Source organism: Fibrella musci, assembly GCF_041321105.1.
GTDB classification, from domain to species: domain Bacteria; phylum Bacteroidota; class Bacteroidia; order Cytophagales; family Spirosomataceae; genus Fibrella; species Fibrella musci.
In genome coordinates this window covers 823,856-836,224 of record NZ_JBGGWD010000001.1, presented here as the reverse complement: position 1 = coordinate 836,224, position 12,369 = coordinate 823,856, and the positions used below count along the sequence as shown (strand labels likewise).

Genomic DNA, 12,369 nt, shown 5'->3' with positions numbered 1-12,369 from the left:
GTGCCCAACAGCGTAACGGAGGACTGCAAACTGAAGACGGAAAACTGTTTTTCTATGAAACGTATCCTCTACATTGTTCGCCACGCGAAGGCTGAAGATCGGGCTGCTTTTTTGGGCGACCATGACCGCGAACTGGTACCGGAGGGTATTATGGCGGCAGCGCGCATTGGCAAGTATCTGCGGGAAAAAGGGGTAACGATTACCGAGCTAGTGAGCAGCACGGCGCCCCGCGCCCGCGACACGGCCAAAGTGGTGGCCGAACAACTCGGCATCGATACCGAGACGATCCAACTGGATGATAAACTGTATGACGGTGGCCCCAAAGCCTACATGGCCGTGGTCAACGCGTTACCCAACGATTGTGAAGCGGCGATGATCGTCGGGCATAACCCCGATGTGTCGTACTTCACCGAATACCTGACGCACCAGAACGTCGGGTCCATGAGTAAAGGAAGTGTAGCGGCGATCACCTTCGACAGCCTGCACTGGAACGAAGTATCGGGCCGAACCGGGTTCCTGTCGTTCTACGTTACGCCTAAGGAACTCCTTAAGCCATGAACCGGAACCGCCGTATCTTCATCATCATTTTTCTGGCCTTCACGCTGCTCGTTATCTTGCTGACTATCGATATGGCGAGCCGCACCACCGCCCCCTGGAATCGCAAAAAACAGGCGGTCCGGGCTCTGCCCGGCCAGCAGGTTGACAGCAAAACCATGCAACTCGACACCAGCGGGCTCGATACCCTGCGGTAGCCCAGGTACGTTGCTTCGATCAATTAAACACGCTAGCGTAACGCCTCGACCAGCGCCTGTACATCGTCGGGTGTGTTGTAGACGTGGGGTGATACGCGAATGGCGCGGCCCCGGGCCGACACCGACACGTTGCGGGCCATGAGGGTTTTCGTAACGACCATCGCATCGAGGTGGGGTGGCACCCATACACCCAGCAGGTGATGCCCCCGGCCCGATTCGGGCTCCAACTGATAGCCCAGGCGTTCCAACTCGGGTAAGGCATCGGCCATCAGGTCGCGGCAATAGGCTTGAATACGCTCGGGTTGGTAGTTGAGTAGTTGGCGCAGAGCCGCCTCGAGCATCGGCATTTGCGTAAAGTGCGTGTGTTCGCCTACATTGTACCGATACGCGCCGGGGCGGTATTTCGGTTGGTAGTCCATCAGCCGGTGAAACTGATTGCTATCGAGCCGGTTCATCCACGCCTCTTCCAGTGGAATGCCGTCGTCGAACGCTGGGCCGTAGCAGGCCAACCCCATCGAATAGGGGCCCATCAGCCATTTGTAACCCGCGCAAACCAGCGCGTCGGGCTGAATCCGCTGCCAGTCGAATGGCAGGGCGCCCACACTCTGTGTGCCATCGACGGCCAGCCAGGCGCCCACCTCGCGGCAACGTACCCCCACAGCTTCCAGATCGAACCGGGTGCCATACATCCAGTGAATCATAGGGCAAACTACCAGCGCTGTGTCGGGCGTAATGGCGGCGAGCAGGGCTTCATTCCAGGCCTCGGCGGCGGGAAGCTCGGCGGGCATCGCCACGGTGTGTATGGTCAGGTCCAGTTCGGCGCTCACCCGATCCCAGGCATACACATCCGACGGAAACTCACTGCCGACCAGCACAATGCGCTGACCGGCCTGCAAACCGGGTTTGTTGGGCAGGTTGCGGGCCACCACCGCCATGCCATACGAAATAGCCGGAATGACGGCAATGCGCGACGGATCGGGCTGGTTGATGAGTTGACTAAATAACTCGCGCACAGCCACGGCACCAGTAAAAAAGTCGTCGGGCGTCAGGCCCATGGGGTTCAACTGCCGGTTGATGGCGTCGAGGCCCGCCTGCGCCACGGTCTGGCTGAGCGGTGCCCGCGTCGCGCAGTTGAGGTAATGCGCATCAGCTGGGTACGTATACTGGGTACGTTGGCAGGTAAGCGGCGTCTGTTGCTGAATCATGCTGTAAAGATGGTCACGCGGATGCAACGGATGGTGTGGACACGCGCGGATAATATGGATCTACTGTATCCGCTAAAGCCGTCTCATCCGCGTTCGGTCCTTTTTCGCGATCGTGGGTGGAAATCCGTCAGCGTCTGCTGGAGGTAATCGCGGTCGAGGTGGGTGTAAATTTCGGTCGTCGTAATCGACTCGTGACCCAGCATCTGTTGCACGGCACGGAGGTCAGCCCCGCCTTCAATGAGGTGCGTGGCAAATGAATGCCGGAAGGTGTGTGGGCTAATGGTCTTGTGAATACCGACCGCCGCCGCCAGTGCTTTGATGGTGGTGAACACCGTAACGCGCGACAGCTTGGTGCCGCGCCGGTTCAGAAAGAGCGTGTCCTCGTCGCCTTTCTGAATGTCGACTTGGCTGCGGCTGTGTTCCACATACTGCCGGGTGTATTTGATGGCGTCGCCCCCGATGGGCACAAATCGGGCCTTGTTGCCTTTCCCGATCACCCGCACAAACCCCGAATCGAAATAGCAGTCGGTCAGGCGCAGATCGAGCAGTTCAGACACCCGCAGGCCCGAGCTGTACAGCACTTCCAGAATAGCCCGATCGCGCGGCCCGGCCGGTGCCGAAAGGTCAATGGCTCCCAGCATCTGGTCGATTTCCGGGAAGCTGAGCGTGTCGGGTAGTTTTCGGCCCAGCTTTGGTCCGCCAACGCGCTGCGCCGGGTCGTGCTGAATCAGGTTGTCGAGCAGCAGGTATTTGAAAAACGCTTTCAGACCCGACAGCATCCGCGCCTGACTCTGCGCCGACAGGCCCAACTCACCCACGTATTGCAGAAAGCCCATGATGTGCCGCTCCTGTACGGTCTGTGGCTGCACGTCGGGCTGAGTCAGTTGCAGATACTGGTGCAGGTACGTTACGTCGTGCAGGTACGCGTCGATAGAGTGCTCCGACAGCGAGCGTTCGAGGCGGAGGTAATTTTTAAAAGCGGTGCTGTAGCGTTCCCACATGGGTCAAAAATAAGCACCAACCAACCCAATCAGGTATCGGTTCGGTCGAGTCCTTCGCGCAGGAGTTGCCGGATGGCCTCGTGCGGGCGCAGGTCATTACGAGCCGGAGCGGGCATTCGCGATGCTGAATAGTACCGTTGTGGCGCGGGCGCGTCAGGTACGTTCCCGTCTGTCTCGCCTTTGGCATACCCATCGTTATACTGCGCAATCCGTCGGTCGGTGATGGCGAGGCGATGCTCGTTGCCCAGTTCCGTCAACGTACCCAGCAGTTGCTGCCGTTGGGCGCGGAGGTCGGCTTCGCTCGGTAGCCGTTCGATCTGTTCGTCGAGGACCTGCTTCTGCATGGCGTGCTCGTTGAGGGTCTGTTCCAGCGGGGCCAATTCGGCAAGCAACGGGCGCTCACGACGACGCAGACGAGCCAGCTTCCAGTCGACCTGTAGCCAGCGGAACCAGTAGGCCGACAGCACCGGCAAACCAATGCCCAGACATACTGCGCCCGCCAGCGCAAAGAGCAGGCCACTCAGCACAAACGACAACATGGCCCACGGGCTGCTCACCAGCGCCACGTTCAACTCGCCCGACTGCGCCAGTTGCTGCTCGATTTTGGTGAGTACGGCGGGGTCAACGGCGGTCGAGCTACCATCTAGTGGCGTCGCGTTCTGCTGCAACTGCCGGATGCTACGGTTGATTGCCGCTTTTAATTGATCGGTCCGGTAGGCTTCGTACCGAAACCAGCCTAACACCGCCAGAGTCAGCAGTGCGAAAACCGCCAGGGTTACCTTGAAACGCTCGTAACGGGTTTTGTTCTGCGCCGGGTTTTCCTGGTACGGCCGCTCGATGAGCCGGTCATAGGCCGGCTTGAGCAGCACCGTTACCATCGCCAGACCCACGGCAAACGCCCAGGCTTCTACGTTGTCGCGGATATTGAGGGCGTAGGCCACAATCTCGTGGGAGATGATGAGGTCACCAAACAGAAACGATAACCCGGCCGCAATGAAAAACAGCCCCCCGAGCAATGAATATTCGGGCACCGCCGCCGCGCGTCGGGCTAGCAACGCGGTACGCTCGTCAACGATGGCGCTTACCTGATTGCGCAGCCGGTCGATGCGCGCCGTCAGCGGACTCATAGCCACCAGCTGCGTTTGCCGTTGCTCGTTTAGCGCATCGCGTTGGGCGGTTGTGCGGTCGAGCTGTGCATCGAGCCGGGCCAGATCCTGTTCATAACGCGCTACCTGTGTGGCCAGAAAGGTTTCGTTTTCCTGGCTCGACACGTAGCTCTCGAAGTGGTCGCGGTTGTTGCCGTCGCGCCCACTGTCATAGCCATGTCTAAAGTCGGTTGGTTGCATGAGGGGTGTCTTTTATGTCTTTTAATGAATAATGTACAATGCACGATGTACAATGAAATGGCGCGCGTACATCATCCATTGTGCATTGTACATTGTTCATCGTACATTATTCCTTTTCTACTCCGAATAGAGCAGATTCTCGTTGACGCGGTCCCGGACGCTGCGGGCGAGGTTGTACTCACTCTCGAAGAGGCGCAGGAGCCGGTCGCGGGTGGCATTGAGTTGCGTCAGTCGGGCTTCGGCGGCATACAGTGACGCGACCTGCCGACTTTTTTCGGCTTGCCAGCCCCCAAGCTGTTGCCGAAGCGTTTTGATCGTTGCGGCCTGCGTGGTGGTGCGGTGTTGGTGCTGCGCCAACTGCGCCCGGTGGTGCGCTACCGCCAGTAGCAACGTACCTGCGCAGCCACTTACCGCCAGCACGCCAGCCAGGATACTTGTCAGCAACGTCAGGTCGGGGAGTTGCCGTTGCAGCAGGATCGCCAGCCCGACGCTACCGCCAACAGACAGGCCGAGGCCCAGCAATGTCCAGCCAACGGGCGGGCGGGGGAGGGTATCGGCCTGTTGGGTTAATTGGGCCAGTTCGTGCGTGGCCTTTTCGAGCGAGCCATTCAGGTCGCCCACGGTTTCGTGGCCCTGTTCGAGTTGCTTTTCCAGCGACGCCGTTTGGGCCGCAAAAGCCAGCCGGATCGCCGCCAGTTTTTCGTCGGGCCGTGCGTCCGACAGGCCAAAGAGCACCGCTTCATCGCGAAGCAGGCTTTCATTGGCAATCCAGTCGGGGAGGGCCGTGTTTATGGGTGTGTTGCTCATGGTTGCTTACTGTCATGGTCGTCAGTCGTCGAGCCTTGCACAGCAGGGGCATCCGTACATCGACTTGATGACGAAAACCGCGATGGACAAGGCCTGATGACTAGTGGCGTTCTGCTTCGCCGAGTGTGGTGAGATGTACGTCGATCCGCTGACGGCCAAAGCGCCAGAACAAGCCCAGCGATACGACTCCCATTCCCACAAACAGTAAACTCAGCGACAGATTAAAGTAGACGATAGCAAGTAAGCAAATTAGGGCTAAAACCAGTGATACTGCCGGGACTACCGGGTAGAACGGCGTTCGGAACGGACGCTCTAACTGCGGTTCGTTGCGCCGTAACGCAAACAGACTCAGCAGACTGACGATATACATGACTAACGCTCCTAGAACAGAAAAAATGATGATTTGGTCCGTTGTACCCGAAAAAAGTGCCACTAATCCGATCAAACCGCCCACGATGGAGGCCCAATGCGGCGTTCGAAACCGCTCGTTGACCTGCCCCAAAAAGGCAGGCAGATACCCGTTACGGGCCAGTACATAGAGCTGCCGCGAATAGCCCAGCGTGTTGCAGTGAAACGAGGCCACCAGCCCAAACAAGCCAATGCTGGCGAAGAGGCTGGTCCAGACGCTACCTTTGCCCAGCACCATCGCGAGGGTTTCAGGCAGGGGGTAGTCGATCGTGGCCAGCTGCCGCCAGTCGCCCGCCCCGGCGCACAGCAGCATGGTGCCAATGGCCAGGACCACGAGCGTGCCGATGCTGAGCAGATAGGCGCGGGGAATGCTACGCCTCGGGTCTTTGACTTCTTCGGCCACCATCGCCACGCCTTCGATGGCCAGATAAAACCAGATGGCAAACGGCAGCGCTGCAAATACCCCTGACCAGCCAAAGGAGTCGGTATGCGCCACTACATTTTTGAGCTGAAACCCCGGCGCTACCAGAGTCATAAAGACCAGCAACTCGGCTACGGCCAGTATCGTCACGATGAGCGAGAAATTGGCCGAATCGCGCACGCCAAGCAGGTTTATGCTCACAAAAACCACGTAGGCAATGGCCCCTACCCAGCGGGGCGACAGGTCGGGGTTCAGGAAATGGGCGTAGGCACCCAGGGCAGCGGCAATGGCGGGCGGCGCCAGCAGAAAATCGACCAGTGTGGCGAAACCAGCCATAAATCCGCCCAATGGGCCGAAAGCGCGGTAGGCGTAGGCAAACGGCCCGCCGGCGTCGGGAATGGCGGCAGTGAGTTCGGTATAACTGAAAATGAACGTGATGTAGAAGATGGTTACCAACACCGTTGCAGCGGCAAACCCCAACGTACCGGCTACCGCCCAGCCGTAGTTCCAGCCAAAATATTCACCCGAAATAACCAGCCCAACGGCAATGCCCCAGAGTTGGGGGACGGTCAGGACGCGGCGCAGGGCCGGGGAGGCAGATGCAGGTTTCAGGGGAGAAGCTTCAGTTTATAGTTTGGAGTTTGGGGTTTATAGTTTTCAGTTTGGCGCTCGTAGACTAACTCGAAACTGAAAACTATAAACCCCAACCCCCCTTTTCATCGCCACAGGAAAATCTTCTTCAGGGCTTCCCAGAGTTTCTTTTTCAGCGCTACGTCGGCTTCAATGGCGGGTAGGGGGTCGGCCATCAGGAACGTAATGCCATCGAAGCGCACGGGTTGGTAACGATCCATCAGAATATCGAGGTTCAGGCGGGTAAACGGTACGCCAAACGTGAAGAAATGATGGATGTACTTGCCCGTCAGCATCTCCGCGAAGTCGATGTTTTTCGTGCCGTGAATGTTCAGCAGATCAACACCGGCAATGTCGAGGTTAACGGCTTTCAGGATTTTTTCCAGGAAGAGCAGATCGCTCGGCAGCAGGTCTTCGTCTACCAGAATCAGTACCTTCTGGCTCAACATCGGTGTGGCTGGCCGACGAACCACCGGTTCGGGCGGCGACGAAACCATGGGTTGGGCAGGCGGTGTAGCGGGCTCGGGTTGCGCTGGTTCGGCAACAGGTACTTCCGTCACGGTCTCGATCACGGCAACCGGTTCAACCACAACGACGTCTGCTATCGGCGTTGCGGGTGGTTCGGGCAGTTGGTCGGCGGGAATTTGAGCGGGAAGCACCGGGTCGCCAATAACGGGTGGCACAACGGATGGCGGCGGGGCAGGCGCCTCTACCTCGGCCACCAGCACCGGCTCATCGCCCATCGGCGGAAACGCCAACGCATCGTCGGCCCGGCGAAAGAGTTGCTCGGTCTGGTAAAACGTCTGGTAAAAAGCCTTGTTTGCCATCGGTCATTGTATCGAAAAATTAGCGGCTCTGATGCCAGCTAACGCCTTTCAGGGGCAATCGGCGGCCATCGAACGGTTTGTCTTCGGGGCCGTAATGTTTAGTGAGGTAATCGAGCACGGCGGGTTCCGCTTCGCCCAGGTCCCAGAGTTTCTGGGTACGTTGCATCCACCGGATTTTCTGTTTCCAGCCATCGCGGGTGAACCGGTTTTGCAGGATCAGCTTCGTCGAGTGGCAACCTGTGCAATGCGCCCGCACCAGCATCAGGTTATTGTCGACGGCCAGGCCGGTTTCGGGGTCGGCTTTGGTGGTATCGGCCAGCGCTGTGGGTACGTTGCTGCGAACCGACGGCGCATCGAAGCTGCACAGAACCAACGTACCGGTGGTCAACAGCGCAGCCGCCAATAGGTGAAGTCGGGTGAAGTGGCTCATCGTGACGTGTTTAGAGTTAGCTCACCTTGACGGCGATCCGGTGGCACGAGTTGTTGCAGTAGCCTTCGGGGTTCCATTGCGGCATCACCATCGGCTGCGATACCCCGGCCGTGTCGGTCGCCCGCGCCCAGATTTCGTAGTAGCCCGACTGCGGCAGCGGTACGTTTGCCGACCACTGTTGCCACGCCAGGCGGTTACGGGGGGCGGCCAGTTTTGCGAGTTGCCAGGTGGCACCAAAATCGTGCGACACCTGTACCTCCCGTACGGCCCGGTCGCCCGCCCAGGCATGTCCGCGCAGGGCCAACGTACCTGGTTTGGGCATGAGCAGGCCCGACTGCGGAAATGTGATGAGCGACTTGACAGGCATCGACTCGATAATTTTGAACTGGTCTTCGGATGGGTCGACACCGGGCTCAACGGGCGCAATGGGCACTTTGTAGCTTTTGCCGGTCATCTTGGTGCCGTCGTGTACCTTGTTGCGCACCGAGATCGTGTGCAGCCACTTGCCCGACACCGAGGCCGGCCAGCCCCCCACCACCAGCCGCAGCGGCGCGCCGTGGGCCATCGGGATGGGTTGCCCGTTCATGGCCCAGGCCACGAGTGTTTCGTCTTCCAGCGCTTTCCGCATGGGCACGCCTCGCGAGATCGGTGATTTGGTTGGGTCGAGACTCAGGTGCAGGTCTTTACCGTAATAACCAATGTACACGGCGTCGCTTTTCAGGCCTACGTCGTCGAGAATGTCGCGGAGCCGAACGCCCGTCCACTCGGCGCAGCTTACGGCTCCCTCGTTCCACTGGTTACCAGCTGTTTTAGGGAAATAACCGGCCCGCCCATTGCCCGCGCATTCCAGCACAAGCTGGTAGGTATAGGTCTTGAAGCGTTTTTGCAGATCGGCCAGCTTGTAGGTTTTTGGTGCTTTCACCGACTCGCCGTTGATCGTCAGCGTCCAGGTGGCGGTGTCGACCTTATCGGGCATCAGGCCATTGTTGCGCACAAACATGTTAGCGGCGGGCGTGATGGCGTCGTCGAGCAGGTGCGGTGGGCTCTCGATGTTCCAGGGCTTATCGTTCAGCACCAGCATCGACTTATGCTTGTCGAGCAGGGGATTGGGTTCATTGCTGAAAACGAGCGGGAGATAATGCGCCGGTAGTTTGTCGGCGTGAACGATGCGGGTGCCGAGCAACGTACCCAGGGTAGCCAAAGCCGATTGGGTCAGAAAACCGCGACGGGAAAATGGAGAAGCCATAGCCAAAGATACAGTCTCCCGACCAAAAACGCCCCGCTTTCACGGCTGAAAGCGGGGCGTTTTGTGGATTCCGGGCCCTTAAGGCTCGGTGCGCTGGCGGGTGTTCCGGCCAACGGCGGTGTAGATTGGACAGAAACCCGTGAGGGCTGTGTAGATGAAGTAGCCAGCCAGCAGGCAGAAGAACGCAATAACGAGGCTACTAAGCGTGGTGATGAAACAGACCGCCAGCAAGTCGACGGCGATCAGGCCCCGGACTAATCGATCCAGAAAACCTACGTTTTTAGTCGTGTTGATCATCTCGTGTAGGTAGGAAAAGGAGCACCAATATATTGTTTAAACGGTGCAATTTTCCTGCCTAAGTAGCGAGATAGTTACTAGAAGGGGATTTTAGTTTAGGTTAGTAGTCTGCCTTGAATTATCGTTTATTTATCTGCACGAACCAATTGGTAAATACAGGTGCCGGTTATACCCGTTCAGTAGCCTGAACGAGAAGGACCTCGGCGTACGGAAACTGCCAGAAGACTAACGCTGTGCACTCAGCGTGCCAGCTGCCCCCGACCGTTGCGACATATGGGGGCTGGTATCGCGTACGCGGGCGACCCGCAAACCCGACAGGTTCCGGTTACTGGCCAGGTAGTCGGCGATGGGTTGCCGCGAGATCGTGACCCGGTGGTTGTCTGAAGAAGCGTGGAGCAGATAGAGTTTGCCATTGCGCCAGGTCGCATAACCCACGTGCCGCATGTCGAGGCCCGGCCGGGCCGCCGTGAACATCAGGATGTCGCCTTCCTTGATTTTCGACTCGGCCGCTTTGATCGACTTCCGGGGAATCAGATAAAAAGGCTGCTGGCTAAGATCCGACTGGATCGAGACCATCTGTTTGTAGGTGGTGGGATCAGACAGGGCCGGGTAATGTTGCAACGACTCGGTCATGTAGTTGATGTCCTTCTGAACCTGTATGCCGCCAATGTCGCGCGTTACTTCCTGTACAATGCCCTTGCGCTCGTTGTCGCGTAGCCAGTCAGACAGGTAATGCAGGCGGCTTACGTAGCCATCAATGCGGCCGTGCCGGTAGCGGAGTTTGGTCAGGTATTTTTTGAACGTCGTTTCGAGCTGCGTGGCGCTGTAGTGCTCGGGCAGTTCCTGCTCGGAGAGGGCCAACGCCAGTGTGGTCTCGATAAAAGTAGCGCAGTCGAACTGCTGCACATTCACGACGAGCTGCTCGGTGGAGTTGCCTTCGAGGGTGTGGGGTACGTAGGGTTTACCAATCAGCGTTTCGCCCGTTCGGATGGCCGTTTCGGCGGTGGTTCGGCCCGGAACGATCATGATCTGACGTAGGTCATCGGCTGCCTGTGCCAAGCCTACTACGGGGGTGGCCAACAGTCCCAGCCAAAGCAAGTGAATCTTCATGTACGTTAGACGTGCTTCGTGCGCTAGAGTTACGTTTAGAGCGAATTGAGTCGAAAAATCCGGGCGCTCATCGGAGGAATAACCACGGCGATACCCTGGTTCCCAATGCCTTCCGCCCGATCATCGGACAGGAACAGGTCGGTCAACTGGTAACGAGCCGTGGCCGACAGACCCATCTGTTCAAAGGCGTGGTCAGGTACGTATACCGTCGACGTGAAAGCCTGGGTGACATCAAAATTACACACAATTAGCAGTCTTTCGCTGTCGGTATAGCGGAGGTAGCTGTAAACCCGGTGCTGATTGTAGCCCGGCGTCTGCTGATTGGCCCACTGTAAATCGTAAAAAGCGCCGGTCTGAATGGCGGATGACGCCGTCACTACAGCGCCCAGTTTTTCGTATATGGCCCGCAATTGCCGCTGGGGTTCGGTGAGGCCCGCGCCGTCGTAGCGGTGGTGGTTGAGGTAGCCCTGCCAGTCGGTGATGCCCCAATAGTCGAAGATGGTGGTGCGGCCGTCGTGCCCGCTGAATCCTTCGGCGTCTTCGCCCCTTACGCCCACTTCCTGCCCAAAATAGAGCAGATAGGGGCCGGTGTGCAGCGTGGCCGTGACGACCATCGCGGAGATGGCGCGCAGGGGGTCTCCTGCAAAGAAGGACGAGGCAATGCGCTGTTCGTCGTGCGTTTCGAGGAACCGCAGCATATGCTCGGCAAAATCGCCCGATTCGCGTTGCCAGACATTGGTGATATCGTAACAACTGCCGTGGCCTTCGATGAGGCGGCGCAGGCTGTCGTAAAGCCCAACTTTGTCGTAGAGATAATCGAAGCCGCCGTCGAAAATAAATGAACGGTACAGGCCGGGGTCATAAATCTCGGCGATGAAAATCGTGGCTGGGTACGTTGCCCGCACCTCGGCCGTCACCCACTGCCAGAACGCCACCGGGATCAGGTGAGCCATATCGCACCGGAACCCATCGACGCCCTTGCTCGCCCAGAACAGCATGATGTCGCGCAGTTTGTACCAGGTGTCGGGGTGGTCGGGGGTGGCGTCGAGGTGGGTGTGCAGCGAGCCGTCGAAAACGTTGTGGCCGTAGTTGAGCTTGATGGTTTCGTACCAGTCGTCGATGTGCGGCGCTTCGTTGATCGACCCGGACCCCGTCACGCGGGCGGGCGCCTCGTAGATCGGCGGGGCCGAATTGGTCAGCGGGGTTTGGGCGTCGATGCTGCCCGGCACGAAGGGTGCCTTGAAGGTGGTGCCCGGCAGGTAGTAGAAATTGTTGCGGGGTGAAAACGGGAGCCGGATGTCGTCGCCCTCGCCAAGGTCAGTTGTATCGGAGTCAGGCTTGGCGTCGGAGGCGTATTGCCGGGCCACGTGGTTGGGTACAATGTCGGTGATGACCTTGAGCCCGTAAACGTGGGTACGTTGCACAAGGGCCTCAAACTCCGCCATCCGGTTGGGCACTGACTGCGCAAAATCGGGCACCACATCGTAGTAATCCTTGATGGCATAAGGCGAGCCGGCGCGGCCCTTCACCACCGCCGGGTCGTCGGGGCGGATACCGTCGGCCGCGTAGTCGGTCATGGTGGCGTGTTCGGGTAAGCCCGTGTACCAGACGTGCGTGGCGCCCAGCGCTTTCATGCCCGCTAATGCCGCCTCGTTGATGTCGGCAAACGTACCTGAGCCGTTTTCGGCTAGCGTACCCCAGGGCAGGTTGGTGGTATTGGTGTTGCCAAACAGGCGGGGTAATACTTGATAAATGATCAGTTTGTCGGTGGCCATAGGGCTACAAAAATAGGTTCAACGACCAAAGTCCAAGGGACAAAGTTGGTTGACAGTTGGCAAGCTGGCGCTACTGCAATTAACCTTGAACCTTGGACTTTGGTCATTGAACCT

The 12,369-nt window shown here is 58.5% G+C and carries 13 protein-coding genes; 2 read left to right on the top strand and 11 right to left on the bottom strand.

Going from position 1 to position 12,369, the window contains the following annotated elements; genetic code table 11:
• Positions 1-54 precede the first annotated feature (54 nt).
• Positions 55-558 (top strand): SixA phosphatase family protein, encoded by a 504-nt coding sequence (locus tag ACAW74_RS03345; RefSeq protein WP_370696769.1) that lies wholly within the window; start codon positions 55-57, stop codon positions 556-558.
• Positions 555-752 (top strand): hypothetical protein, encoded by a 198-nt coding sequence (locus ACAW74_RS03340; protein WP_370696768.1) that lies wholly within the window; start codon positions 555-557, stop codon positions 750-752. The genes ACAW74_RS03345 and ACAW74_RS03340 overlap by 4 nt, the downstream gene beginning before the upstream one ends.
• Before the next feature lie 32 nt (positions 753-784).
• Here the strand turns inward: ACAW74_RS03340 and ACAW74_RS03335 are convergent, their stop codons facing one another.
• The 11 genes from ACAW74_RS03335 to ACAW74_RS03285 form a co-directional block, all read right to left on the bottom strand.
• Entirely contained in the window at positions 785-1,957 is a 1,173-nt protein-coding gene (locus tag ACAW74_RS03335) for an aminotransferase class V-fold PLP-dependent enzyme (RefSeq protein WP_370696767.1), read from the bottom strand.
• A gap of 83 nt (positions 1,958-2,040) precedes the next feature.
• Positions 2,041-2,958, bottom strand: a complete 918-nt coding sequence (xerD, locus tag ACAW74_RS03330) for a site-specific tyrosine recombinase XerD (protein WP_370696766.1) — start codon at positions 2,956-2,958, stop codon at positions 2,041-2,043.
• Between the two features lie 29 nt (positions 2,959-2,987).
• Positions 2,988-4,304 carry a hypothetical protein gene (locus ACAW74_RS03325; protein ID WP_370696765.1) on the bottom strand — a complete coding sequence of 439 codons (1,317 nt, stop codon included), beginning with the start codon at positions 4,302-4,304 and terminating at the stop codon, positions 2,988-2,990.
• Between the two features lie 117 nt (positions 4,305-4,421).
• The gene (locus ACAW74_RS03320) at positions 4,422-5,111 is read right to left on the bottom strand and encodes a hypothetical protein (protein ID WP_370696764.1); all 690 of its coding nucleotides are present in this window, start codon (positions 5,109-5,111) and stop codon (positions 4,422-4,424) included.
• A 100-nt stretch (positions 5,112-5,211) separates the two neighbouring features.
• The gene (gene eat / locus ACAW74_RS03315; protein WP_370697218.1) at positions 5,212-6,552 is read right to left on the bottom strand and encodes an ethanolamine permease; all 1,341 of its coding nucleotides are present in this window, start codon (positions 6,550-6,552) and stop codon (positions 5,212-5,214) included.
• Positions 6,553-6,656: 104 nt separating this feature from the next.
• Entirely contained in the window at positions 6,657-7,397 is a 741-nt protein-coding gene (locus ACAW74_RS03310; RefSeq protein ID WP_370696763.1) for a hypothetical protein, read from the bottom strand.
• Between the two features lie 19 nt (positions 7,398-7,416).
• A complete protein-coding gene (locus ACAW74_RS03305) occupies positions 7,417-7,827 on the bottom strand; it encodes a hypothetical protein (protein ID WP_370696762.1) in 411 nt (136 codons plus the stop codon).
• Positions 7,828-7,843: 16 nt separating this feature from the next.
• On the bottom strand, positions 7,844-9,073 hold the full coding sequence (locus tag ACAW74_RS03300; RefSeq protein ID WP_370696761.1) for a sulfite oxidase: 1,230 nt from the start codon (positions 9,071-9,073) through the stop codon (positions 7,844-7,846).
• A 78-nt stretch (positions 9,074-9,151) separates the two neighbouring features.
• Positions 9,152-9,370: a YgaP family membrane protein gene (locus ACAW74_RS03295; RefSeq protein WP_370696760.1), complete on the bottom strand. Its 219-nt coding sequence runs from the start codon at positions 9,368-9,370 to the stop codon at positions 9,152-9,154.
• Positions 9,371-9,595: 225 nt separating this feature from the next.
• Positions 9,596-10,480: an N-acetylmuramoyl-L-alanine amidase-like domain-containing protein gene (locus ACAW74_RS03290; RefSeq protein WP_370696759.1), complete on the bottom strand. Its 885-nt coding sequence runs from the start codon at positions 10,478-10,480 to the stop codon at positions 9,596-9,598.
• Positions 10,481-10,515: 35 nt separating this feature from the next.
• Complete coding sequence (locus ACAW74_RS03285; RefSeq protein ID WP_370696758.1) at positions 10,516-12,255, bottom strand: alpha-amylase family glycosyl hydrolase; 1,740 nt, start codon at positions 12,253-12,255, stop codon at positions 10,516-10,518.
• Positions 12,256-12,369 lie beyond the last annotated feature (114 nt).

What these genes read in the sequence shown, in the direction of transcription:
- ACAW74_RS03345 (WP_370696769.1), top strand. Translation starts at nt 55, where the DNA reads ATGAAACGTATCCTCTACATTGTTCGCCACGCGAAGGCTGAAGATCGG.
- ACAW74_RS03340 (WP_370696768.1), top strand. Translation starts at nt 555, where the DNA reads ATGAACCGGAACCGCCGTATCTTCATCATCATTTTTCTGGCCTTCACG.
- ACAW74_RS03335 (WP_370696767.1), bottom strand. Translation starts at nt 1,957, where the DNA reads ATGATTCAGCAACAGACGCCGCTTACCTGCCAACGTACCCAGTATACG.
- xerD (WP_370696766.1), bottom strand. Translation starts at nt 2,958, where the DNA reads ATGTGGGAACGCTACAGCACCGCTTTTAAAAATTACCTCCGCCTCGAA.
- ACAW74_RS03325 (WP_370696765.1), bottom strand. Translation starts at nt 4,304, where the DNA reads ATGCAACCAACCGACTTTAGACATGGCTATGACAGTGGGCGCGACGGC.
- ACAW74_RS03320 (WP_370696764.1), bottom strand. Translation starts at nt 5,111, where the DNA reads ATGAGCAACACACCCATAAACACGGCCCTCCCCGACTGGATTGCCAAT.
- ACAW74_RS03310 (WP_370696763.1), bottom strand. Translation starts at nt 7,397, where the DNA reads ATGGCAAACAAGGCTTTTTACCAGACGTTTTACCAGACCGAGCAACTC.
- ACAW74_RS03305 (WP_370696762.1), bottom strand. Translation starts at nt 7,827, where the DNA reads ATGAGCCACTTCACCCGACTTCACCTATTGGCGGCTGCGCTGTTGACC.
- ACAW74_RS03300 (WP_370696761.1), bottom strand. Translation starts at nt 9,073, where the DNA reads ATGGCTTCTCCATTTTCCCGTCGCGGTTTTCTGACCCAATCGGCTTTG.
- ACAW74_RS03295 (WP_370696760.1), bottom strand. Translation starts at nt 9,370, where the DNA reads ATGATCAACACGACTAAAAACGTAGGTTTTCTGGATCGATTAGTCCGG.
- ACAW74_RS03290 (WP_370696759.1), bottom strand. Translation starts at nt 10,480, where the DNA reads ATGAAGATTCACTTGCTTTGGCTGGGACTGTTGGCCACCCCCGTAGTA.
- ACAW74_RS03285 (WP_370696758.1), bottom strand. Translation starts at nt 12,255, where the DNA reads ATGGCCACCGACAAACTGATCATTTATCAAGTATTACCCCGCCTGTTT.